Source organism: Massilia sp. Masssp94 (genome assembly GCF_059491305.1).
Window position 1 is genome coordinate 5363747 of sequence record NZ_CP168501.1, and the last position, 21543, is coordinate 5385289.

Annotated in this window: 20 protein-coding genes; 10 read left to right on the forward strand and 10 right to left on the reverse strand. The window is 69.1% G+C overall.

Annotation, left to right across the window (positions count from 1 at the left end):
- The first annotated feature begins 22 nt into the window (after positions 1 to 22).
- The gene (locus ACEN9G_RS23865; RefSeq protein WP_413342285.1) at positions 23 to 1648 is read left to right on the forward strand and encodes a glycoside hydrolase family 32 protein; all 1626 of its coding nucleotides are present in this window, start codon (positions 23 to 25) and stop codon (positions 1646 to 1648) included.
- The gene (locus ACEN9G_RS23870; protein WP_413342283.1) at positions 1645 to 2937 is read left to right on the forward strand and encodes a sugar porter family MFS transporter; all 1293 of its coding nucleotides are present in this window, start codon (positions 1645 to 1647) and stop codon (positions 2935 to 2937) included. Before ACEN9G_RS23865 ends, ACEN9G_RS23870 begins: the two co-directional genes overlap by 4 nt.
- Before the next feature lie 20 nt (positions 2938 to 2957).
- Here the strand turns inward: ACEN9G_RS23870 and ACEN9G_RS23875 are convergent, their stop codons facing one another.
- From ACEN9G_RS23875 to ACEN9G_RS23895, 5 genes are all read right to left on the reverse strand, one after another.
- Positions 2958 to 3305 carry a hypothetical protein gene (locus ACEN9G_RS23875; RefSeq protein WP_413342281.1) on the reverse strand — a complete coding sequence of 116 codons (348 nt, stop codon included), beginning with the start codon at positions 3303 to 3305 and terminating at the stop codon, positions 2958 to 2960.
- Between the two features lie 70 nt (positions 3306 to 3375).
- On the reverse strand, positions 3376 to 4212 hold the full coding sequence (locus tag ACEN9G_RS23880; protein ID WP_413342279.1) for a universal stress protein: 837 nt from the start codon (positions 4210 to 4212) through the stop codon (positions 3376 to 3378).
- A complete protein-coding gene (locus ACEN9G_RS23885) occupies positions 4209 to 6737 on the reverse strand; it encodes a cation-translocating P-type ATPase (protein WP_495605457.1) in 2529 nt (842 codons plus the stop codon). The genes ACEN9G_RS23880 and ACEN9G_RS23885 overlap by 4 nt, the downstream gene beginning before the upstream one ends.
- A 7-nt stretch (positions 6738 to 6744) precedes the next feature.
- A complete protein-coding gene (locus ACEN9G_RS23890) occupies positions 6745 to 7584 on the reverse strand; it encodes a universal stress protein (RefSeq protein ID WP_483127055.1) in 840 nt (279 codons plus the stop codon).
- A gap of 117 nt (positions 7585 to 7701) precedes the next feature.
- On the reverse strand, positions 7702 to 8550 hold the full coding sequence (locus ACEN9G_RS23895) for an alpha/beta fold hydrolase (RefSeq protein WP_413344659.1): 849 nt from the start codon (positions 8548 to 8550) through the stop codon (positions 7702 to 7704).
- A gap of 89 nt (positions 8551 to 8639) precedes the next feature.
- Here ACEN9G_RS23895 and ACEN9G_RS23900 point away from each other — a divergent pair, with 89 nt between their 5' ends.
- Complete coding sequence (locus ACEN9G_RS23900; protein WP_413344661.1) at positions 8640 to 9491, forward strand: LysR substrate-binding domain-containing protein; 852 nt, start codon at positions 8640 to 8642, stop codon at positions 9489 to 9491.
- 7 nt (positions 9492 to 9498) lie between these two features.
- Here the strand turns inward: ACEN9G_RS23900 and ACEN9G_RS23905 are convergent, their stop codons facing one another.
- Positions 9499 to 10950 (reverse strand): efflux transporter outer membrane subunit, encoded by a 1452-nt coding sequence (locus ACEN9G_RS23905; protein WP_483127056.1) that lies wholly within the window; start codon positions 10948 to 10950, stop codon positions 9499 to 9501.
- Between the two features lie 88 nt (positions 10951 to 11038).
- Here ACEN9G_RS23905 and ACEN9G_RS23910 point away from each other — a divergent pair, with 88 nt between their 5' ends.
- The 3 genes from ACEN9G_RS23910 (at position 11039) to ACEN9G_RS23920 (ending at position 15985) form a co-directional block, all read left to right on the forward strand.
- Positions 11039 to 11656 carry a TetR/AcrR family transcriptional regulator gene (locus ACEN9G_RS23910; protein ID WP_413346189.1) on the forward strand — a complete coding sequence of 206 codons (618 nt, stop codon included), beginning with the start codon at positions 11039 to 11041 and terminating at the stop codon, positions 11654 to 11656.
- A 76-nt stretch (positions 11657 to 11732) separates the two neighbouring features.
- Positions 11733 to 12899 carry an efflux RND transporter periplasmic adaptor subunit gene (locus ACEN9G_RS23915; RefSeq protein ID WP_483127057.1) on the forward strand — a complete coding sequence of 389 codons (1167 nt, stop codon included), beginning with the start codon at positions 11733 to 11735 and terminating at the stop codon, positions 12897 to 12899.
- Positions 12896 to 15985, forward strand: coding sequence for an efflux RND transporter permease subunit (locus ACEN9G_RS23920; RefSeq protein ID WP_483127058.1), 3090 nt, complete (start codon positions 12896 to 12898; stop codon positions 15983 to 15985). The genes ACEN9G_RS23915 and ACEN9G_RS23920 overlap by 4 nt, the downstream gene beginning before the upstream one ends.
- A 66-nt stretch (positions 15986 to 16051) precedes the next feature.
- Here ACEN9G_RS23920 and ACEN9G_RS23925 read toward each other — a convergent pair whose 3' ends face one another.
- From ACEN9G_RS23925 to ACEN9G_RS23935, 3 genes are all read right to left on the reverse strand, one after another.
- Positions 16052 to 17632, reverse strand: a complete 1581-nt coding sequence (locus ACEN9G_RS23925) for an isocitrate lyase (RefSeq protein WP_413342931.1) — start codon at positions 17630 to 17632, stop codon at positions 16052 to 16054.
- 427 nt (positions 17633 to 18059) lie between these two features.
- On the reverse strand, positions 18060 to 18467 hold the full coding sequence (rnk, locus tag ACEN9G_RS23930) for a nucleoside diphosphate kinase regulator (protein WP_413342933.1): 408 nt from the start codon (positions 18465 to 18467) through the stop codon (positions 18060 to 18062).
- A 12-nt stretch (positions 18468 to 18479) separates the two neighbouring features.
- Complete coding sequence (locus ACEN9G_RS23935; RefSeq protein WP_413342934.1) at positions 18480 to 18632, reverse strand: hypothetical protein; 153 nt, start codon at positions 18630 to 18632, stop codon at positions 18480 to 18482.
- Positions 18633 to 19013: 381 nt separating this feature from the next.
- Here ACEN9G_RS23935 and ACEN9G_RS23940 point away from each other — a divergent pair, with 381 nt between their 5' ends.
- The 4 genes from ACEN9G_RS23940 to ACEN9G_RS23955 all read left to right on the forward strand — a co-directional run bounded on the left by ACEN9G_RS23940 (position 19014) and on the right by ACEN9G_RS23955 (position 21406).
- Positions 19014 to 19943 carry a LysR family transcriptional regulator gene (locus ACEN9G_RS23940; RefSeq protein ID WP_483127059.1) on the forward strand — a complete coding sequence of 310 codons (930 nt, stop codon included), beginning with the start codon at positions 19014 to 19016 and terminating at the stop codon, positions 19941 to 19943.
- Positions 19944 to 20048: 105 nt separating this feature from the next.
- Positions 20049 to 20801: an SDR family NAD(P)-dependent oxidoreductase gene (locus ACEN9G_RS23945; RefSeq protein WP_413344847.1), complete on the forward strand. Its 753-nt coding sequence runs from the start codon at positions 20049 to 20051 to the stop codon at positions 20799 to 20801.
- A 10-nt stretch (positions 20802 to 20811) separates the two neighbouring features.
- A complete protein-coding gene (locus ACEN9G_RS23950; RefSeq protein ID WP_413344845.1) occupies positions 20812 to 21030 on the forward strand; it encodes a tautomerase family protein in 219 nt (72 codons plus the stop codon).
- Between the two features lie 4 nt (positions 21031 to 21034).
- Positions 21035 to 21406, forward strand: coding sequence for a nuclear transport factor 2 family protein (locus tag ACEN9G_RS23955; protein WP_413344843.1), 372 nt, complete (start codon positions 21035 to 21037; stop codon positions 21404 to 21406).
- Here the strand turns inward: ACEN9G_RS23955 and ACEN9G_RS23960 are convergent.
- A complete protein-coding gene (locus ACEN9G_RS23960; RefSeq protein WP_413344841.1) occupies positions 21396 to 21539 on the reverse strand; it encodes a hypothetical protein in 144 nt (47 codons plus the stop codon). The genes ACEN9G_RS23955 and ACEN9G_RS23960 overlap by 11 nt on opposite strands.
- Positions 21540 to 21543: the final 4 nt, after the last annotated feature.

Genomic DNA, 21543 nt, shown 5'->3' on the forward strand with positions numbered 1-21543 from the left:
CCGACACCAACAAGGAATTCCTGTGGCTTTGACCTTCCGATTCTCTCTGCTCGCCCTCGGCGCGGCGCTGCTGGCCGCCGGCTGCGCGAGCAGCTCGCCCGATCCCGCCCCGACCTACGGTGAGCCATTCCGCCCGCAACTGTCGTTCTCCCCGCAACGCAACTGGATGAACGATCCGAACGGCCTCGTGTACCACGACGGCGAGTATCACCTGTTCTACCAGTACAACCCGAACCAGAACACCTGGGGCGACATGTCCTGGGGCCACGCGGTCAGCCCCGATCTGCTGCACTGGACCGAGCTGCCGCTGGCGCTGCCCGTCGAACAGGATGCGAGGGGCGAACCCACGCAGATGTTCTTCTCGGGCAGCGCCGTCGTCGATCACGCCAACACCAGCGGATTCGGCCAGCCGGGCAAGCCGGCGATGGTGGCCATGTATACGTCCATGTTTCCGCAGGCGCGCACGGTGAACGGCAAGCCTGTGCGCGCCGGCACGCAGGCACAGTCGATCGCCTACAGCCTCGATCGCGGCCGCACGTGGACGCAGTACGCCGGCAACCCGGTGCTGCCGGAGCCGCCCGCGCCCTACGCGGCCGAGTACCGCGAATTCCGCGACCCGAAGATATTCTGGTACGAGCCCGGACACAAGTGGATATTGGCGACGGTCGTCGCGAAGCAGCACAAGGCATTGTTCTACAGTTCGCGCGACCTGGTCCACTGGGAGTGGACGGGCGAGTTCGGCCCGGCCGGCGCGACCGGCGGCGTGTGGGAGTGCCCCGACCTGATCGAATTGCCGGTCGACGGCGACCCGGCGAAACGTAAATGGGTTCTCGTCATCAGCCTCAATCCCGGCGGTCCGGCGGGCGGGTCGGGCATGCAGTACTTCGTCGGCGACTTCGACGGCAAGACCTTTACGCGCGACCGCGATGCCGCGGGCGACGCGCCGCGGTGGCTCGACTACGGCGCCGATTTCTACGCGGGCGTGACGTACAACGATGCGCCGGGCGGCCGCAAGCTGCTGGTCGGCTGGATGAACAACTGGCTGTACGGCGAGAAGGTTCCGACGGCGCCGTGGCGCAGCGCCCAGTCGCTGCCGCGCGAACTGGGTCTGCGCACGGTGAACGGGCAGGTGAAGCTCGTGCAGCAGCCGATCGCCCAGGCGCGGGGTTTGCGCGGCCCGTCGCTGTACAGCGGGGCCGGACAGGCCATCGCGCGCGGTACGAAGGCGGTGCCGCTGGCCGGCACGGCGAGTGCGCCGCTGGAATTGAAGATGGTCCTGCAACCGGGCACCGCGACGCGCGCCGGCATCCGCCTGGGACAGGGTACCTATACCGAGATCGGCTACGACGCGAAGCAGGGCGCCGTGTACGTGGACCGCACGAAGTCGGGCGAAACCGGCTTCCATCCGCAGTTCGCCGCGCGCCACGCCGCGCCGGTCGCGCTGCGCGCTGGCGGGCTGCCGCTACGCATCCTCGTGGACCGGGGCTCGGTGACGGTGTTCGCCGGCGACGGCGAGGCGGTACTGACCGACCAGGTGTTCCCGCCCGCCGGGGCGGGGGGCGTGAGCCTGTTCAGCGTGGAGGGCGACGCGCAGGTGCGCGACCTGGACATCTGGTCCCTGAATTCGATCTGGAAGGAAGCACGATGAATACGTTGTTGAAGGGAACCCTGGTTGGCGGCCTGGCGGGGCTGCTGTTCGGTTTCGATACGGCGGTCATCGCCGGCACCACGCAAGGCCTCACGCAGGCCTTCCGGCTCGACCCGTCGGGCCTCGGCATGACCGTGTCGAGCGCGTTGTGGGGCACCTTGCTGGGCGCGCTGTTCGCGGGCCGCCCGGGCGACCGCTTCGGGGCACGCAACTGCCTGCGCGCCATCGCGGGCCTGTACATCGTCTCGGCGCTGGGCTGCCTGTTCGCGCCCAGCCTGGCGGTGCTGGTCGCGGCGCGCGTGCTGGGGGGGATCGCGATCGGCGCCTCGTCCGTGCTGGCGCCGATCTACCTGGCGGAGATCGCCCCGGCGCACCGGCGCGGGATGCTGGTCGGCGCCTTCCAGTTCAACATCGTGCTGGGCATCCTCGTCGCGTACCTGAGCAATTACCTCGTCGGCCTGGCTGACCTGGGTGCCGACGAGTGGCGCTGGAAATTCGGCGTGGCGGCGCTTCCGGCGCTGCTGTTGTGCGGCCTCCTGTTCGTGATTCCCAACAGCCCGCGCTGGCTGGCCGTGAAGGGCAGGACGAAGGAGGCGGAACAGGTGCTGCGCGAGATCGGCGCCGCCGACGTCGCGGGCGAGCTGGCCCGCTACGCGCGCGGCCACGTCGCCGCGGGTTCGACGCTGTCCTGGAGCCGCTACCGCAAGCCGATGCTGCTGGCGTTCGCGATCGCGGCGTTCAACCAGCTGTCGGGCATCAACGCCATCCTCTACTATGCGAACGACATCTTCGCGGCGGCCGGATTCGGCAAGGTATCGGCGGACCTGCAGTCGGTGATGATCGGCGCGACGAATTTGCTGTTCACGCTGCTGGCGCTGACCGTCATCGACCGCCTGGGCCGCAAGACGTTGCTGATCGTGGGCTCGGTCGGCATGGTCGTCGCGCTGACGGGAACGGCATGGATCCAGTGGAGCGGCATGCACCGCGACCTGCTGCTGTGGGCGCTGGTGCTGTTCATCGCGGCGTTCGCGTTCTCGCAGGGCGCGGTGATCTGGGTGTACATCTCCGAGATCTTCCCGACCGAGGTGCGGGCGCGCGGGCAGAGTCTCGGCGCGTCCACGCACTGGCTCATGGATGCCATCGTCGCCGGCGTGTTCCCGGCGATGGCGGCGCGCTCGAACGGCCTGCCGTTCGTCCTGTTCGCGCTGGCGATGCTTGTGCAGCTGTTCGTCGTGGCGCGCTGGTTCGTCGAGACGAAGGGGACGCGGCTGGAGGATATCGACGTGTGACAGGCGTGCCCGCCAGGCCGTCAATGCGGGAAGACGGCCTTGGCGGCTGCATCCGGCCGGTCCGCCGGCTGTGTATACATCTGCATCTGCGAAACGGGATGGTAGCGCCGGTGCCACGGCCGCGTCAGGACGCGCAGCGCGACGTCGAACGGCACGCCGTTTTCGCACAGGGTGCGCGCCGCATACGCGGTACCCTCGGCGGCGCTCGCGCTGATCACGGCGTCGACGAGGAGGGCGGTGACCAGGTCGGTCCGCTGCCCGGAACCGGCGGGTGCCGGCTGTGAGGTGGTCGCGCAGTGCGGACAGGCCACCCGGAGCGTGCAGCCGCACCCGGTGCACGTGCACTCGACGATGTTCTTCGTTGTCATCTTGCTATTCTACATCTGGAACGTGATAGCTGGATGACTCGGCCCGCTTTTCGCAACCGATATTTTCCGGTCAATGCGCCAGCAACACCGGAATGCGCGCATCGGCCAGCACCGCGCGGCTGGCCCCGCCCAGGCAGAGTTCGCGCAACTTGCTGTGGCCGAAGCAGCCCATCACCAGCAGGCCGCAATGCAGTTCGGCGGCCAGGTCCAGCAGGTCGTGGCCTGCGTCCCGCCGCGGCGCCCGCACGAGCATGTGCGGCGTGACGCCGTGGTGGCCGAGGAACCGGAGCAGGTCGGGCCGCTGGGACTCCAGTTCCGCCGCGCCGGCGTCGGGGCCAGTGAGCGCGGCGATCGTCACGGCACTGGCGCGGTGCAGCAGGGGCAGCGCGGCGGCCAGGGCGTGCGCGGCTTCCTTGCCGCCGTCCCATCCCACCAATACGTCGCGGGCGGCGCCCGGCGCCGCGTCCGTGCGCGGCAACACGAGCACGGGTCGGGGGCTGTTCAGGATCACGTAGTCCGGCAGGTGGACGGCCCGGTCCGGCAGCGCCTCGTCGGGGTCGTCCTGGCTGATGACGACGAGGTCGGCGAAACGGGCCAGCCGCGCCAGCCCGTCGTCGGCCTGGTCGCACACGAAGCGGGACTCGTGGGGGACGCGCATTGCGGCGGCGATCGCTTCGAATTGCGCCAGTGCCCGCCTGGCGTTCTGCTCGAGGGGATCGAAGTAGCTGGCTTCGAGCGTACCCGGTCTCGATGTGTAGCCGAGCGGGAAGATACTGCGCGACACGCCGAACATGGCCGCGCCCAGCAGGTGCGCCTGGTGCGCGTGCGCCAGCGCGGCCGCGTAATGCATGCGTGCGGGCGCGTGGGACGACTGGTCGACGTGCACGAGGATGGTTTTGTAGTTCATGATGACCTCCCTGCCGCCTGCAGGCCCAGCACCATGACGGCGGCCGTGAGCGCCGCCAGCACCAGCCAGGGACCCGGTGGCGGCGCGAAGCGGAACAGGTCGGCCAGCGCAGGCAGCCATAGCGCGGCCGCCAGCAGGCCCAGTGCGCCGAGGACGACGGAGGCGAACACCGGATTCGGCGTGCGCAGTGCCGCGCCGACCCCATGCTGGCGGTGGCTCAGCAGCAGGCCGAGGTTGCACAGGATGAGGGCGCTGAACGCCGTCGCCCCCGCCTGCGCGGGAGGAAGCCGTGTCAGCGCCCAGCCGTAGCAGGCGGCGAGCAGCAGCGCTGCCCACAGTCCGCGCAGCAGGGCCGCCAGCAGCGCGCGCCGGTCGAGCACGGATTCGTCGTGCGGGCGCGGCGGGCGCCGCATCAGGTCCGGTTCCTCCGGCTCGTTCTCGAACGCCAGCGAACAGGCCGGATCGATCACCAGTTCCAGGAAGACGATGTGCGGGGGATACAGCAGGACCGGCCAGCCGAGCAGCGGCGGCAGCAGGGCCAGTACGGTGATCGGCACGTGCGCGGCCGCGACGTAGCGCATCGACTTGCGCATGTTGCTGAAGATGCGCCGCCCCGCGCGCAGTGCCTGCACCAGCGCCGGGAAGCGGTCGTCCAGCAGCGTCAGTTCGGCCGCCTCGCGCGCGACGTCGGTGCCGCGCAGTCCCATCGCCACGCCCACGTTCGCCGCGCGCAGGGCGGGCGCGTCGTTGACGCCGTCGCCGGTCATCGCCACGACGGCGCCGTGCCGTTGCAGCGCGCGCACGATCGCCAGCTTCTGGCCGGGCACGATGCGTGCGCAGACGCTCACGCCTTCGAGCCGCGCCGCGAGCCCTGCCGCATCCAGCCGGGCGATCTCCGGGCCCGTGACGGTGCCGCCTGCCGCCCGGCCGGCCTGGCGCGCGATGGCGCATGCGGTCTCGGGATGGTCGCCCGTGATCATCAGCACGCGCACGCCCGCGCGCCGGCACTCCGCCACCGCCTCCGGGATGTCCGCGCGCAGCGGGTCGGCCAGCGCCACGAGGCCGAGGAGGCGGTAGCGCCACGCCGCCGGATCGTCCGGCCAGGGCGGGGCGACATCGGGTGCCTCGGCAACGGCGAGTACGCGCAATCCGGCGCGCGCCATCGTCGCCGCAGCCGCGAGCGCCGGTGCACGCTCTTCAGGCGAGCACAGCGCCACGATGGTTTCCGGCGCACCCTTGGCCGCGGCGACGGCCTCGTGGCCATCGCTCCAGACCCTGACCATTGCCGGCCGGTGCGCCGTCAGGCCGTATTCGCGCACCATCCGCGCCGGCGGCCCCGGTGGGGCGCGCGCGGGCTGGGCTGTTGCGGCTTGCCGCAGCGCTTCTTCGATCGGGTCCGGCGAGCGGGGCCGGCTGGCGCGCACGGCGGCGTCGAGCAGTTCGCGCAGCGCCGGCGGCAACGGGTCGCCCGGCACGACGTCGTGGCCGGTGCCGGCGCGCCACAGGCTGCGCAGTACCATGCGGTTTTCCGTCAGGGTGCCGGTCTTGTCGACGCACAGCACCGACGTCGACCCGAGGATTTCGATGGCCGCCAGGCGCCGCGTCAGCACACGGCTGCGCGCCAGGCGCCAGGCCCCGATCGCGGGGAAGACGGTGAGGATGACGGGGAACTCGGCCGGCAGCACGGAGATCGACAACGCCACGCCCGCCAGCAGCGCGTCGAGCCAGTCGCCCGAGCGCCAGCCGAGCAGCAGCACGAGCAGCAGGCTCACGGCGAGGCCGAGGATGGCCAGCCGGCGCGCCAGCAGGCGCGTCTCGTGCTGCAGGCGCCCGGACGGCGGGCGGATCGTGCCGAGCGCTGCGCCGATGTGTCCCAGCTCGCTGTGCGCGCCGGTGGCCGCGACCAGCGCCAGGCCGTCGCCCTGGACGACGAGGGTGCCGGCGAAGACCCACGGCAGGTCCGCGCCGCCCGGGCGGACCCGCGGCGCGGTGGGCAGCCCGGCCCGTTTGCCGACGGGCACGGACTCACCCGTCAGCAGCGATTCGTCGGCCTGCAGGCCGTTCGTTTCCACCAGCACGGCGTCGGCCGGCACGCGGTCGCCTTCGGCCAGCACGACGAGGTCGCCCCGCACCACGTGCGCGGCCGGCACGCGCTGGAGGCGGCCGTCGCGGATCACGGCCGCGGCCGGCGCGCTCAGGTTGCGCAGGGCCTGCAGCGCGCGTTCCGTCCGCCCTTCCTGGTACAGCGTCATGCCCAGCATGAGCACGACCATCAGCAGCAGGAAGATGCTCTCGCGCGGCTCGCCCAGCGGCAGGTAGAGCAGCGCGGCGCCGAGCAGGAGCAGGAACATCGGTTCGCGCGCCGCCTCGCCGAGGATGGCGTGCCACCCGCGCCGCGCGTGGTCCGGCAGGGCGTTGGGGCCGTCGGCCGCGAGCCGGCGCGCGGCTTCCGCGCCGGTCAGGCCGTCGCGGCGCAGTTCCGGGGACGTCTCCTGGTGGCCCAGGTGCGCGCCGTCCACGTCCACGACAGCCTCAATGGGCCAGCAGCAACGGTACGGGCGCGCGCTCCAGCAGCTCGCGCGTCACGCCGCCCAGCACCCATTCGCGGTAGCGGCTGTGGCCGTACGCGCCGGCGACGATCAGCCCGGCACCCGCGGTGCGCGCAAGCGCCATCAGGGTGTCGCCGACGGTCGCATGCGTGCGCTCGAGCACGACGTCGACCTTCACGCCGTGGCGGGCCAGGTAGAGCGCCATGTCGGCGCCCGGCTGTTCGCCGTGCGCGTCGGACAGCTGGTCCGGATTGACGAGGACGAGCCGCACGCCGTCCGCGCGCGCCAGCAGCGGCAGGGCGGCGGCGAGGGCGCGCAGTGCCTGCGTGCTGCCGTCCCAGCCCGCGACGACGGTGGCGGCGATCGGCGCGTCCGCGTAGCCGGGCGGAACGACCAGCACGGGCCGCGGACTGCGCAGCGCCACGTGTTCCGGCAGCCTGCGCACGCGGGGCGGGATGCCGGGCCCGGGATCGACGTCGCGGCTGAGCACGATCAGGTCGGCATAGCGCGCCTGCAGCAGCAGCGCGCCGTCGGCCGTGTCCTCGACGAGCCGCGTTTCCACCGAGGCGACGCCGAGTTTAGCGGCCTGGTCCGTGAAGGCGCGCAGATGCAGCGCCGCGGTCTCGCGCAGGCCGTCGAAATCGGCTGGCGGAACCGGCGCGGCCATGGATCCGGTGAGTAACAGGTAGTCCGTCCACGAGATGCCGGTCGCCGCGCTGCCCACCAGGTGCGCGCCGTGCTCGCGGGCGAGGCGGGCTGCGGCGGCCATGCGGCTGTCCTGCTGCTCACTGCCGTCGACGTGAACGACGATGGTCTTGTACATCGCAAATCCTTTCGAAGACGCACCGCGCTGCCGGAATGGCGTGGTGCAGTCGTTCGACCGGGATTTGCCCGCTTAGTGCCGCGTGTCGTTGTGGAAGCGCGCTGTCAAGCGCTTCGGTCAAGCCGGCACGGTGCCGACGAACGCTTCCAGCTGCCGGTTGAACTCCGCCGCATGCGTCACGTTCATCCCGTGCGATGCGCCGGCAATGGTCCGCGCCGCGGCGCCTGCGATCCATGCCGCGAGCTGCCCGACATTGTCGCGATACATGCGCGGGCTCTTCTCGCCGGCGATCAGCAGCGTCGGGCAGCCGATGGCCTGTGCCGCGGCGCGGGTGTAGGCGGGCAGCGGGTCGCGGAACTGCATCGGCAGGGTGGCCGCGTTGTCGATCGCCATCGTGCGGAACGCCGCGGGGCTCTTGCGCCAGATGCCCGGCAGGCTGACGGAATCGACGAACAGTTCCAGGCCCGCGTCGACGTCGCCGTCTTCGATCAGCCGGGCTGCCCTTGCGCGCAGGGCTTCCGTCGCGGGCGGCAGCGACGCGTCGGCGTGCAGCGGGCCGCCGGGATCGGCCAGGGTCAGCGATTTCACGAGGTGCGGATAGTCGCGCGCCAGGTGGAACGCCACGCAGCCGCCGCGCGAGTGGCCGACCAGGTGCACCGGACCGAGGCCCATGGCGGTGATGAATTCGGCGAGTTCGGCGACGTGCGTCCACCAGTTGAACGCGCCCTGCAGCGCGAGGTCGTCGGCCGGCCAGTAGTGGCTGAGGCTCACGGAGACGCACTGGAAGCGTTTCGACAGCGCGGTCGTCTGGCCGTTCCAGTAGCGGTAGTCGCACAGCGAGCCGTGGACGAACAGCAGCGGCTCGCCGGCACCGCGCATCACGTACGGCATGCGCACGCCGGACGGCAGGGTGGCGAAGTAGATCTCGGGGACGGACAGGGCGTGCTGGTCGGTGCGTGCGTTCATCGTTGACTCCTTTTGCGCTACTATGCCGCACACGAAGTCCCAAGAAAATCGCATAATACTGAATCTATCAATCAGATTTTCTGATACCAATGAAAACACTCGACCTCGACGTCCTGGCGATGATCGTCGCCGTGGCGGATACCGGCAACATCAGCCGCGCGGCGGAAGTGGTGCACCGCTCGCAGTCGGCCGTGAGCATGCAGATCAAGACCCTGGAAGGCGCGCTCGGCAAGCCGCTGTTCGTGCGTGGCCCGCGCAGCGTGACGCCGACACAGGACGGCGAGGTCCTGCTCACCTACGCCCGGCGCATGCTGGCCTTGCGCGACGAGGCGTGGGCCGCGGTCGTGCGGCCGGACATCACGGGCCGCGTGGTCATCGGCGTGCCGGACGATTACGCGTCGTCGCTGTTTCCGCCGATTCTGAAAAAATTCTCGGCGACGTATCCGAAGGTGCAGATCCAGGTCGTGGGCCTGCCGAGCGTGGCGCTGGCGCCGATGGTGAAGGATGGCTCGGTCGACCTCGTGTGCGCGACGCGCGTGAAGGGGCTGTCCGGCGAGTTCGTCCGGTTCGAGCCGATGGTGTGGGCCGCGACGCCGAGCAGCCGCGACCTCTGGCGCGAGCGGCCGCTGCCCATTGCCGTGTTCCTGCCCGGCAGCGTGGCGCGCGAAAACGCGATCCGCAGCCTGGAAAAGGCGAAGATTCCCTACCGGACGTCGTACGAGAGCCCCAGCCTGATGGGCCTGCTCAGCATGGTCGAGGCGGGCCTCGCCGTGGCCCCGCTCGCGCGCTGCGCCGTGCCCGCGCACCTGAGCCTGCTCGGCCAGGCGCAGGGCCTGCCGGAAATCGACCCGCTCGAAGTCATCCTCGCGCGCAGCACCAAGTCGAAGCGGCCGCCGTGCGACTTCCTGGCCGAGAAAATCATGTCGGAGTTGCGGCGCTGACCGGCCGTCAGCGGGCCGCGACCTTGTCGATCCCGCCCGGTTCCCATCCGCCCCCGAGCGCCTTGTAGGCCGCCACGGCCGCCCGCGCCACGTCCGTCTGGGCCTGCGCGCGCGCATCGGCCGTGCGCAGCAGCGTGTCGTCCGCGCGCAGGACCTCGATCAGGCTCGCGGCGCCCCGCCGGTAGGCCGCGAACGACGCCGCGCGCGAACGGGCGAGCGCCTCCTCGCCGCGCACGAGGACGGCCGTTTGCTGCGTGCGGTTGGCCAGCGCCGAGAACGCGTTCTCGACGTCCTCCGTCGCGTGTAGCACGGCGAGGCGGTAGGCCGCAAGCGACTCCGCTTCGCGCCCCTTGGCCTGGGCGATCTGCGCGTCGATGCGGCCGAAGTCGAACAGGCGCCAGCGCACGCCGAGGAGGGCGGCGCCCTCGCCGGCACCGCTGCCGAACAAATGGCCGGCGGACAAGGTCGTCGCGCTGCCGAGCAGGGCGCCCAGCGACACGTGCGGATAGTATTCCGCCATCGCCGCGCCGATGCGCGCATTACCGGCGGCCACGCGCCGCTCCGCCGCGATCAGGTCGGGCCGGCGCTGCAGAAGGTCGGCGGGCGTGCCCATCGTGCCGATGACCGGCACGGCCGGGATGGCGGCCGGCGCGCGCAACTCGGCGCGATGCGTGCCGGGCGGCGTGCCGAGCATGACGTCCAGTGCGTTGAGCGCCGCGTCCAGGCCGGCCTGCAACGCGGGCACGGCCGCTTCGGCCTGCGCCAGTTCTCCCTCCGTCTGGTCGACCTGGTATGCGGGCGCCACGCCCTTGTCGTGCAGCAGCCTGACCTTGGCGAGCAGGTCGCGGCGCGTGGCGACCTGCTGCTGCGCGATGCCGAGGCGGGCCTGCAGGCCGCGGATGCCGATGTAGATGTCCGCCGTCTGGGCGGCGACGGCGAGCCGGGCCGCGACGAAGTCCGCCTCGGATGCCTGGTAGTCGGCACCCGCCGCTTCGCGCCCGCGGCGCAGTCCGCCGAACAGGTCGATCTCCCAGCTGGCGGCCGCGTTCACGTCGTAGGCGTTGCCCCAGCGTTCGTAGCCCGGTGTCGCACCGAGGACCCGGCCCAGCGGCGTCTCCACCGACTGGTACGCGCGTGTGGCGGATCCATTGACCGTGCCGGACGGCAGCAGCGCCGCGTCGGCCGCGTGCAGGCCGGCGCGGGCCTGGGCGACGCGCGCGGCGGCCTGTGCGAGGTCGAGGTTGCTTGCCAGGGCCTGCGCGACGTAGCGCGCCAGTTGCGGGTCGCCGAAGCTGCCCCACCAGGCGGTCAGGTCGGCGGCCCGGCCTTGCACGGTGACGGGTTGGCCGAGGTAACGGTCAGGGACGGGCGCATCCGGCCGCCGGTAATCGGGGCCGACGGCGCAGCCCGTTGCCGCGACGGCGACGACGGCGGCCGCGAGCAGGCGAATCGTGATCATGGTGTATCCTCGTGTTTTGTGACTAGTGACTATAATACTTATTGGTCACACTTTGTCAAACGTTTCTTCAACGCGTTAAGCTATCGCCATGAACACGACAATCACTTCTTCTTCCCCGAGCAGGGGCCCGCTGGATCACGACGTACGCACGCAGATCGTCGACGCCGCGACGGATTACTTCACCCGCTACGGCTATACCAAGACGACCGTGTCCGACCTGGCCAAGGCGATCGGTTTTTCCAAGGCCTATATCTACAAGTTTTTCGATTCCAAACAGGCGATCGGCGAAGTCATCTGCGCCAACCGCCTGGGCGAGATGATGCGCGCCGTCGATGCCGCGGTCGCCGCAGGGACCAGCGCATCCGACCGCTTCCGTCGCATGTTCCGGGCGTTCGTCGACGTGGGCACGACGCTGTTCTTCGAGGACCGCAAGCTGTACGACATTGCCGCGACGGGCGCCAGCGAGGCTTGGCCGTCGGTGCAGGCCTACGAGCGCTATATCGAGGAGCTCATTGCGAAAATCGTCCGCGAAGGGCGCGAGGCGGGCGAATTCGAACGCAAGACGCCTCTGGACGAGACGGCGAACGCGATCTGCCTCGTCATGAAGCCGTACATCAATCCGCTGCTGCTGCAATACAACCTGGACGGGGCGCAGGACGCCACGGTGCACCTGTCCAACCTCGTGCTCAGGAGCCTGGCCCCGTAAAAAATATCGGTTGTGACCATTGACTTATTTGGTCACTAGTAGAAAAATGGGGACTTTCTTACCAAAGGGAGCTCCCATGTCCATTCGCTCACGCAGCGCGCAGGTCCTGTGCCTGCTGCCGATCGCCCTGGCGGCATGCGGCGACAAGCCCGCCGCCGACGCCCGCACGGCGGCACCCCTGGTCGAGACCGTTCTCGTCCAGGGCGCACCGGCCACCGCCCGTTCATTCACCGGCGTCGTCGGCGCCCGGGTCCAGAGCGACCTGGGCTTTCGCGTGCCGGGCAAGGTGGTGCAGCGCCTCGTCGACGTCGGCCAGACCGTCCACCGCGGCCAGCCCCTGATGCGCATCGATCCCGTCGACCTCGGCCTGCAGGCGCGTGCGCAGGCCGGGGCCGTCACGGCCGCCCGCGCCCGCGCGCGCCAGGCGGCCGACGACGAGGCCCGCTACCGCGACCTCGTTGCGGCAGGCGCGGTGTCGGCCTCCTCGTATGAGCAGCTGAAGGCCGCCGCGGACTCGGCGAAAGCGCAGCTGAGCGCGGCCGAGGCGCAGTACGACGTCGCCCGCAACGCGGCCGGCTATGCGCTGCTCGTGGCGGACGCGGACGGCGTCGTCGTCGACACGCTGGCGGAGCCGGGCCAGGTCGTCGGCGCGGGCCAGACCGTCGTGCGCCTCGCGCACGCGGGGCCGCGCGAGGCGGTCGTCCACTTGCCCGAGACGATGCGGCCCCGGCCCGGATCGCAGGCGCAGGCCACGCTGTATGGCGGACAGGCTGCCGGCGTGGCCCGCCTGCGGCAGCTCGCGGACGCCGCCGACCGCCTCACGCGCACGTACGAGGCGAAATACGTCCTCGACGGGCCGCTGGCGGACGCGCCGCTCGGCGCCACCGTCACCTTGCGCCTGGACGGTGAACGTGGTGGCGACAGTGACGGCAAGGTCGGCGCGCTGCAGGTCCCGGCCGCGGCCGTCCTGGACGCCGGCAAGGGCAGCGGCGTCTGGACCGTCGCGGGCGATCCCGCCAAGGTGACGTGGCGCCGCGTCGACGTGCTCGCGATCGGCGACGACATGGCGCGCGTGACGGGCCAGTTAAAGCCGGGCGAGCGCGTGGTCGCGCTGGGTGCCCATCTGCTGCACGAAGGGGATACCGTGCGCCTCGATCGCGTGCCGGGCCGGCTTGCCGCCGCAACCGTATTGCAAACCGCGCCACAAACCACGCCACACTTCGCGCCGGGAGCCGCACGATGAGCCGCTTCAACCTGTCCGCGCTGGCCGTGCGCGAGCGGTCGGTCACGCTGTTCCTCATCCTGCTCGTCTCGCTGGCCGGCGTGCTGGCGTTCCTGAAGCTGGGCCGCGCGGAAGACCCGCCGTTCACGGTGAAGCAGCTCACGGTGATCACGGCCTGGCCCGGCGCCACCGCCCAGGAAATGCAGGACCAGGTGGCGGAACCGCTCGAAAAGCGCATGCAGGAACTCCGCTACTACGACCGCACGGACACCTATACCCGTCCGGGCCTCGCGTTCACGACGGTCACGCTGCTGGACAGCACGCCGCCCGCCGACGTGCCCGACCAGTTCTACCAGGCGCGCAAGAAGCTGCAGGACGCGCAGGCTTCGCTCCCGGGCGGCGTCATCGGCCCGATGGTCAACGACGAATTCTCCGACGTCACGTTTGCCCTGTACGCCCTGAAGGCGCGCGGCAAACCGTCACGCCTGCTGGTGCGCGATGCCGAAACCCTGCGCCAGCGCCTGCTGCACGTCGCCGGCGTCAAGAAGGTCAACATCATCGGCGAACAGGCCGAACGCATCTTCGTGTCGTTCTCGCACGACCGCCTCGCCACGCTGGGCATCGCCCCGCAGGACATCTTCGCGGCCCTCAATGCGCGCAACGTGCTGACGCCCGCCGGTTCGATCGACACGAAGGGCGCGCAAGTATTCGTCCGCCTGGACGGCGCCTACGACGAGCTGCAGAAAATCCGCGACACGCCGGTCGTCAGCCAGGGCCGCACCTTGAAGCTGTCCGACATCGCGACGGTCGAACGCGGCTACGAGGATCCAGCCACCTTCCTGATCCGTAACAACGGCGAACCGGCGCTGCTGCTGGGCGTGGTGATGCGCGACGGCTGGAACGGCCTCGACCTGGGCAAGGCACTCGATGCCGAGGTCGGGTCCATCAACAAGGACGTCCCGCTGGGCATGAGTCTCGCCAAGGTGACCGACCAGGCCGCGAACATCAGCGGCGCCGTCGATGAATTCATGGTCAAGTTCTTCGTCGCGCTCCTCGTCGTGATGGTTGTCTGTTTCCTCAGCATGGGCTGGCGCGTGGGACTCGTCGTCGCCACGGCCGTGCCGCTGACCCTGGCGGCCGTCTTCATCGTGATGGCCGCGACGGGCAAGAACTTCGACCGCATCACCCTCGGCTCCCTGATCCTCGCGCTCGGCTTGCTCGTCGACGACGCCATCATCGCCATCGAAATGATGGTCGTGAAGATGGAAGAGGGCTACGACCGCGTGCAGGCGTCCGCGTACGCCTGGAGCCATACGGCGGCCCCCATGTTGTCCGGCACGCTCATCACGGCCATCGGCTTCATGCCGAATGGCTTCGCGAAATCGACGGCCGGCGAATACACGAGCAACATGTTCTGGATCGTGGGCATTGCCCTCGTCACGTCGTGGATCGTCGCCGTCGTGTTCACACCCTACCTGGGCGTCAAACTCCTGCCGGCGATTCCGAAGATCGAAGGCGGTCATCACGCCATCTACGACACGCCGAACTACAACCGGTTCCGGCGGCTGCTGGGTACCGTGATCCGGCGCAAATGGCTGGTCGCGCTGATCGTGATCGGCACCTTCGTGCTGGCCGGCGCCGGCATGGCCGTCGTCAAGAAGCAGTTCTTCCCGACGTCCGACCGGCCGGAAGTGCTGGTCGAGGTGCAGATGCCCTACGGGACCGCGATCGGGCAGACGTCCGCCGCCGCCGCGAAGATCGAGGCGTGGCTGGCGAAGCAGAAGGAAGCGCGCACCGTCACCGCGTACATCGGGCAGGGCGCGCCGCGCTTCTACCTGGCGATGGCGCCGGAGCTGCCGGATCCGTCGTTCGCCAAGATCGTGATCCGCACCGACAATGAACAGGAACGCGAAGCGCTCAAGCTGCGCCTGCGCGGCGCCATCGCCGACGGCCTGGCGCCGGAGGCCCGGGTGCGCGTCACGCAGCTGGTGTTCGGCCCGTACTCGCCGTATCCGGTCGCGTTCCGCCTGTCCGGCCCCGACCCGGACACGCTGCGCGCCAGCGCCGCGAAGGTGGAAGCCATCCTGCGCGCGAGCCCGCAGATGCGCACCGTGAACACGGACTGGGGTACGCGCGTGCCGACCCTGCATTTCACCCTGGACCAGGACCGCCTGCAGGCCGTCGGCCTGACGTCGGCCGCCGTGGCGCAGCAGCTGCAGTTCCTGTTGAGCGGCGTGCCCGTCACGGCGGTGCGCGAGGACATCCGTTCGGTGCAGGTCGTTGCCCGCGCGGCCGGCGACGTGCGCCTCGACCCGGCGCGGATCAATGCCTTCACGCTCGTCGGCGCGGCCGGACAGCGCATCCCGTTGTCGCAGGTCGGCACGGTCGACGTCCGGCCGGAAGAACCGGTGTTGCGCCGGCGCGACCGCGTGCCGACCGTCACCATCCGCGGCGACATCGCGGAGGGCCTGCAGCCGCCGGACGTGTCGCTGGCCATGCAGCAGGCGCTGCAACCCGTCGTGGCGGCGCTGCCGTCCGGGTACAAGCTCGCCATGGCCGGGTCGATCGAGGAGGCCGGCAAGGCGAATGCCGCGCTGCTGCCGCTGTTCCCCGTCATGCTCGCGTTCACCCTCCTGATCATCGTGTTCCAGGTGCGCTCGATCGCGTCGATGGTGATGGTGTTCCTGACCAGCCCGCTGGGCCTGATCGGCGTGGTGCCGACGCTGATCCTGTTCCGCCAGCCGTTCGGCATCAATGCGCTCGTGGGCCTGGTCGCGCTGTCCGGCATCCTGATGCGCAACACGCTGATCCTGATCGGGCAGATCGACCACAACCGCGCGGAGGGACTGAATCCGTTCGACGCCGTCGTCGAGGCGACGGTGCAGCGCGCGCGCCCCGTCATCCTGACGGCGCTGGCGGCGATGCTGGCCTTCATTCCGCTGACGCACTCCGTGTTCTGGGGCACGCTCGCCTACACGCTGATCGGCGGGACGTTCGCAGGCACGGTCATGACGCTCGTGTTCCTGCCCGCGATGTACGCCATCTGGTTCCGGATCGTTCCGGCGTCCGAGCCCGCGCCGGCACTGGCCGAGGCGGCGCCGGCCTGAGGCCGCAACAAAAAGCCCGGGCGGGCCTTGCGGCACCGCCCGGGCTGGCGTCGGTCGTGACCGGAATCAGAACTGGTTCATCGTGTTGTGCTTGCCGCCGGCCTTCAGCGCCGCTTCGCCGCTGAAGTATTCCTTGTGGTCGTCGCCGATGTCCGAACCGGACATGTTCTGGTGCTTGACGCAGGCGATGCCCTGGCGGATTTCCTTGCGCTGCACGCCGGCCACGTAGCCCAGCATGCCCTGATTGCCGAAGTAGTCCCTGGCCAGGTTGTCCGTGGACAGGGCGGCCGTGTGGTAGGTCGGCAGCGTGATCAGGTGGTGGAAGATGCCCGCTTCGCGCGCCGCGTCGGCCTGGAACGTGCGGATGCGCTCGTCGGCGACCTTCGCCAGGATCGAGTCGTCGTACTCGGCGCTCATCAGGTGGGCGCGGTCGTAGGCCGACACGTCTTCGCCGCGGGACTTCATGCCGTCGTACACCTGCTGGCGGAAGTTCAGCGTCCAGTTGAACGACGGGCTGTTGTTGTACACCAGCTTCGCGTTCGGGACGACCTTGCGGATTTCCTTGACCATGCCGCCGATCTGGCCGATGTGCGGTTTCTCGGTCTCGATCCACAGCAGGTCGGCGCCGTTCTGCAGCGACGTGATGCAGTCGAGGACGCAGCGCGCTTCGCCCGTGCCTTCGCGGAACTGGAACAGGTTGCTCGCCAGGCGTTTCGGGCGCAGCAGCTTGCCGTTACGCTGGATCACGACGTCGCCGTTCTTCAGTTCGGCGGCCGCGATTTCTTCCGCGTCCAGGAAGCTGTTGTACTGGTCGCCCAGGTCGCCCGGTTCATGGGTGACGGCGATCTGCTTGGTCAGGCCGGCGCCCAGCGAGTCGGTACGGGCGACGATCACGCCGTCGTCCACGCCCAGTTCGAGGAACGCGTAGCGCACGGCGCGGATCTTCGCGAGGAAGTCCTCGTGCGGGACTGTGACCTTGCCGTCCTGGTGGCCGCACTGTTTTTCGTCCGACACCTGGTTTTCCAGCTGGATGCAGCAGGCGCCCGCTTCGATCATCTGCTTGGCCAGCAGGTAGGTCGCTTCCGCGTTGCCGAAGCCGGCGTCGATGTCGGCGATGATGGGCACGACGTGCGTGACGAAGTTGTCGATCTTGTCCTGGAGCGCGGCCTTGGCGGCGCCTTCGGCCGCGTCCAGCTGGCGGAACAGGCCGCCCAGTTCACGGGCGTCGGCCTGGCGCAGGAACGTGTACAGCTCCTTGATCAGCGCGGGGACGGCGGTCTTTTCGTGCATCGACTGGTCCGGCAGCGGGCCGAATTCCGAGCGCAGCGCGGCGATCATCCAGCCCGACAGGTAGAGGTAGCGGCGGTCGGTGCTGTTGAAATGCTTCTTGATCGAGATCAGCTTCTGCTGGCCGATGAAACCGTGCCAGCAACCCAGCGACTGCGTGTACCTGGACGGATCGGCATCGTAGTTCGCCATGTCGCGGCGCATGATCGCGGCCGTGTAGCGGGCGATGTCGAGGCCGGTCTTGAAGCGGTTCTGCGCACGCATGCGGGCGGCGGATTCCGGATTGATGGCGTCCCAGCCGCTGCCGTAGCGCTGCTTGAGGGTGGCGATGGCCTGGATATCGTTTTGGTACTCGGACATGTCGAACTCCATGAAAAGTGAATCGAAAGTGGTGAAGCGCATGGGTTCATCATACGAGATCCAGGTGTCTAAATCTTCTGTCTTATATAAGACATAGAACTAAAATTAAACGATTGTATTCAATGGGTTATCTCAAGCATTCCGCAATGCGGCAAGAAATTTTGCGAAATGGAATATTCATCCCACCTATTGAAAGGCAAAAATTTCATATTGTGGAATGTTATTCAGCCGAGTGAAAAATGGCGCCGGATCCGGCCCGGGAGCGTAGGGGCGAAAAAAAAGCCCGCTGGTTGGCGGGCTTGAATCTATTTTCTTGGAGGAAGATAGAGGAGACAGGAAGCATTATGCTGCGTTGCACAAAAAACCGTCCAATGATGTTTCGTGATGACTGTCATCCGCCAGGCGCATGACTGGGCATGCGCGGCGGTCAGAGGTGGTAGTGACCGGCGCGTTCCGGCTGGTAGATCACCTCGACGACTTCCACGCCGAGCGTCCGGCCGTCCGGGTGGGTCCACTCGATGCGGTCGCCTTCCGCCAGGCCCAGCAGGGCGCTGCCGACGGGCGACAGCACGGAGACCGTGTCGTCGCCCTCGCCGATTTCCTTCGGATAGACGAGCGTCTTGCACCACTCGCTGTCCTTGCCGTCCAGGCGGAAGCGGACGGTGGAACGCATGGTCACGACGCGGGGCGGCATGTCCCAGGGCGCGACGACGTCGGCCCGCGCGAGTTCATCGGACAGCGCGTCGCGCGCGGCCGCCTGGGCCAGCGGGAGCCGGTCCAGCATCAGGTCGATGCGGTCGAGGTCGAGCGTCGAAATGGTGATGGCGGGATACATGGCGGTCCTCCTTCAGTCGACATGGAGCAGCAGCCAGCCGAGCGGCAGGCAGACGGCGAGGGCGAGGCCGATGCGCTGGCGCAGGCGCTTGCGGTGCGCGATCAGGTCGTTGATGGCCCGGATGCTGGGCGGGCGGCGGAACAGCGAGGGTCGATCGAGTTTCATAATAAGTCTCTTGATGTCCTGGACAGGAATGGGGCATGGCCGCCCGATGCGGGTCGGGCGGATCGTCATGTTCTGTGGAGCCCGGCCAACGGCTGTGCCGCCGCCGAGCTTAATGAAGCCGGGCGAGGACGCGCGGCAGGGCGTAATCGGGCAGGCGCAGGCAGGCCGCCGTCGCGCGGACGGGGGCGTGGGGCTGTCGGCAGATCAGGAACTTCTCGTGAGCCATTGCGCTGCTATGTAACGAAGATCGATCGTTCATTGTACATCCGGTCGGGGCAAAGTGGCGCGCCGTTAGGCGTGGCCAGGCGCCGGTCCCATGCGTCGATAAACGAAGTAAGATGCAGGATTGTTGATACACCGTGTAATGAATGGGAACCTTCGATGAGCCGCCAGTTCGACGACATCCTGCTCGGCAGCATCGAGCTGTTCTGCTCCGCCGCGGAATTGGGCAGCTTCACGGCGGCCGCGACGGCCGCCGCCGTCACGCCGGCCGCCGTCAGCCGCGCGGTCTCGCGCCTGGAAGCGCGCCTCGGCGTGCGCCTGTTCGTGCGCACCACGCGCACCTTGAACCTGACGGAAGCGGGCCGCGAATATTTCGACCAGTGCCGCCAGGCGCTGGCCCAGCTGGTCGAGGCCGAGCGCGCCGTCACGGGCCGCCAGAGCGCCCCGTCCGGCCTGCTGCGCATCAGCATGCCCACGCCGTACGGCCATTACCGCGTGCTGCCGATCCTTCCCGAATTCACGCGCCGCTATCCCGACGTGAAGGTCGACTTCCACCTCAGTAACCGCAATGTCGACTTCGGCGACGAGGGCTTCGACCTCGCGATCCGGGGCCGCGCGCCGGCCGACTCGACGATGATCTCGCGGCCGCTGGAAGACGCCGAACTGGTGGTCGTCGCCGCGCCCGACTACCTGAAGCGCATGGGTAGGCCGAAGACGCCGGACGACCTGCGCGGCCACAACTGCATCCAGTTCGCGCTGCCCAGCACGGGCCGCAACATCCCCTGGCTGTTCCGCGTGGACGGCGAGGATATCGAACTGCCGACGGCAGGCCTGTACTGCTGCGCCGAGGACATCCTGGGCGCCGTCACGCTGGCGCGGGCGGGCGGCGGCCTGTTCCAGACCTACCGCTTCATCGCCGACGCCGACCTGAAGGCCGGCCGCCTCGTCGAGGTGCTGCCCACGTTCGGCGGCCGATCCAGGCCGTTCTGCCTGATCTACCCACATAACCGGCACGTGGCGGCGCGGGTGCGCGCGTTCGTCGATTTCCTCGTGGAGCATTTGCGCGAACCCCCGCGATTCATTACATGATGTATCGATTGTCTTGCTGCAACCCATCTTTTTCCGGCCGCAGCCTGTTCATATAGTTGTCTCCACGGACGACGCATCCGCGCCGTCGACAACCAGGAGAACAGCATGAACGCAGCAGTCCATCACCCTCGTACCGTCGTCATCACCGGCGCCTCCAGCGGCATCGGCCTTGCACTGGCCAAGGCATACATCGACCGCGGCGACAACGTCGTCGGCAATGCCCGCGGCGCGGCCCGCCTGGATGCCGCGGCGGCCCAACTGGGCAACCCGGCCAACTTCGTCGGCGTCGCCGGCGACATCGCCGAGCCGGCGACGGCGCAGGCCCTCTTCGAGACGGCGATCGCCCGCTTCGGCAAGGTCGACGTCCTGATCAACAATGCCGGCATCTTCAACGCGAAGCCGTTCCACACCTACACGCCGGACGAAGTCGACCGCCTCGTCGACACTAACCTGAAAGGCTTCTTCTATCCGTCGCAACGGGCCGCCGCACACATGGCCGCGAACGGCAGCGGCCACATCGTGAACATCACGGCGGGCATTGCGGTGCAGCCGAACGTGAAGGTCCCGGCGGTGCTGCCGGTGCTCGTGAAGGGTGGCCTGAACAGCGCGACGCGCGCGCTGGCGATCGAACTCGCGGCGAGCGGCGTGAAAGTGTCGGCCGTGGCGCCGGGGATCATCGAGACCCCGCTGCACGGGGACTACGAAGGCACGCGGGCCTTCTACAACACGCTGGCGCCGAGCGGCACGACCGGCACGACGGACGACGTCGTCGGCGCGGTGCTGTACCTGACGGACGCGCGCTTCACGAGCGGCGTCGTGCTGAGCGTGGACGGCGGCGCCACCGCCGGCACGTGGTAAGGCGGCCACCATGCCTTACATCCTCATCCAGGTGACCGACGAAGGGGTCACGAAGGAACAGAAGGCGGCCCTGATCGCGGGCGCGACCGACCTGATGGTGAACGTGTTGAACAAGGATCCGGAAGCGACGTTCGTCGTCATCGACGAAGTGAATACCGATAACTGGGGCCACGGCGGCGAAGTCGTGACGAAGCGCCGCCAGCGCGCGGCGGATGGACGCAAGGCCTGAAGCCATGGACGACCAGCGCGCCATCGCCGCCGTCCTCGGCGATTACTTCAAGGGCCTGTACACGGGGAACACGTCGCTGCTGCGCGCCGTGTTCCACCCGGACGCCACGCTGTTCGCGGAGCGGAGCGGGCAGCCGTACCACAAGCGCCTGGACGACTACCTGGACGGCGTGGCGGCGCGGGCGTCGCCCGCGGCGCTGGGGGAGCCGTACCGCATGCGGGTGCTGGCGATCGACGTCACCCACGACATCGCGATGGCCCGCGTGCACGTGCCGGCGCTCGGGTTCGACTACGTGAATTACCTGTCGCTCGTGCGCTGGCACGGGCGCTGGATGATCGTCAACAAGGTGTTTACGGATGTGCGGGTCAGCGGGTGACCGTCAGCGCGACGACGATGCCCAGGATGGCGAGCAGGACAATCCAGCACAGGCGCCGCAGGCCTTTGTACCTGCGCAGCTGGACGTTGAGGACGCTTTCGGCGATGGCTTGCAGGATCACGTCACCCGCCATGGGG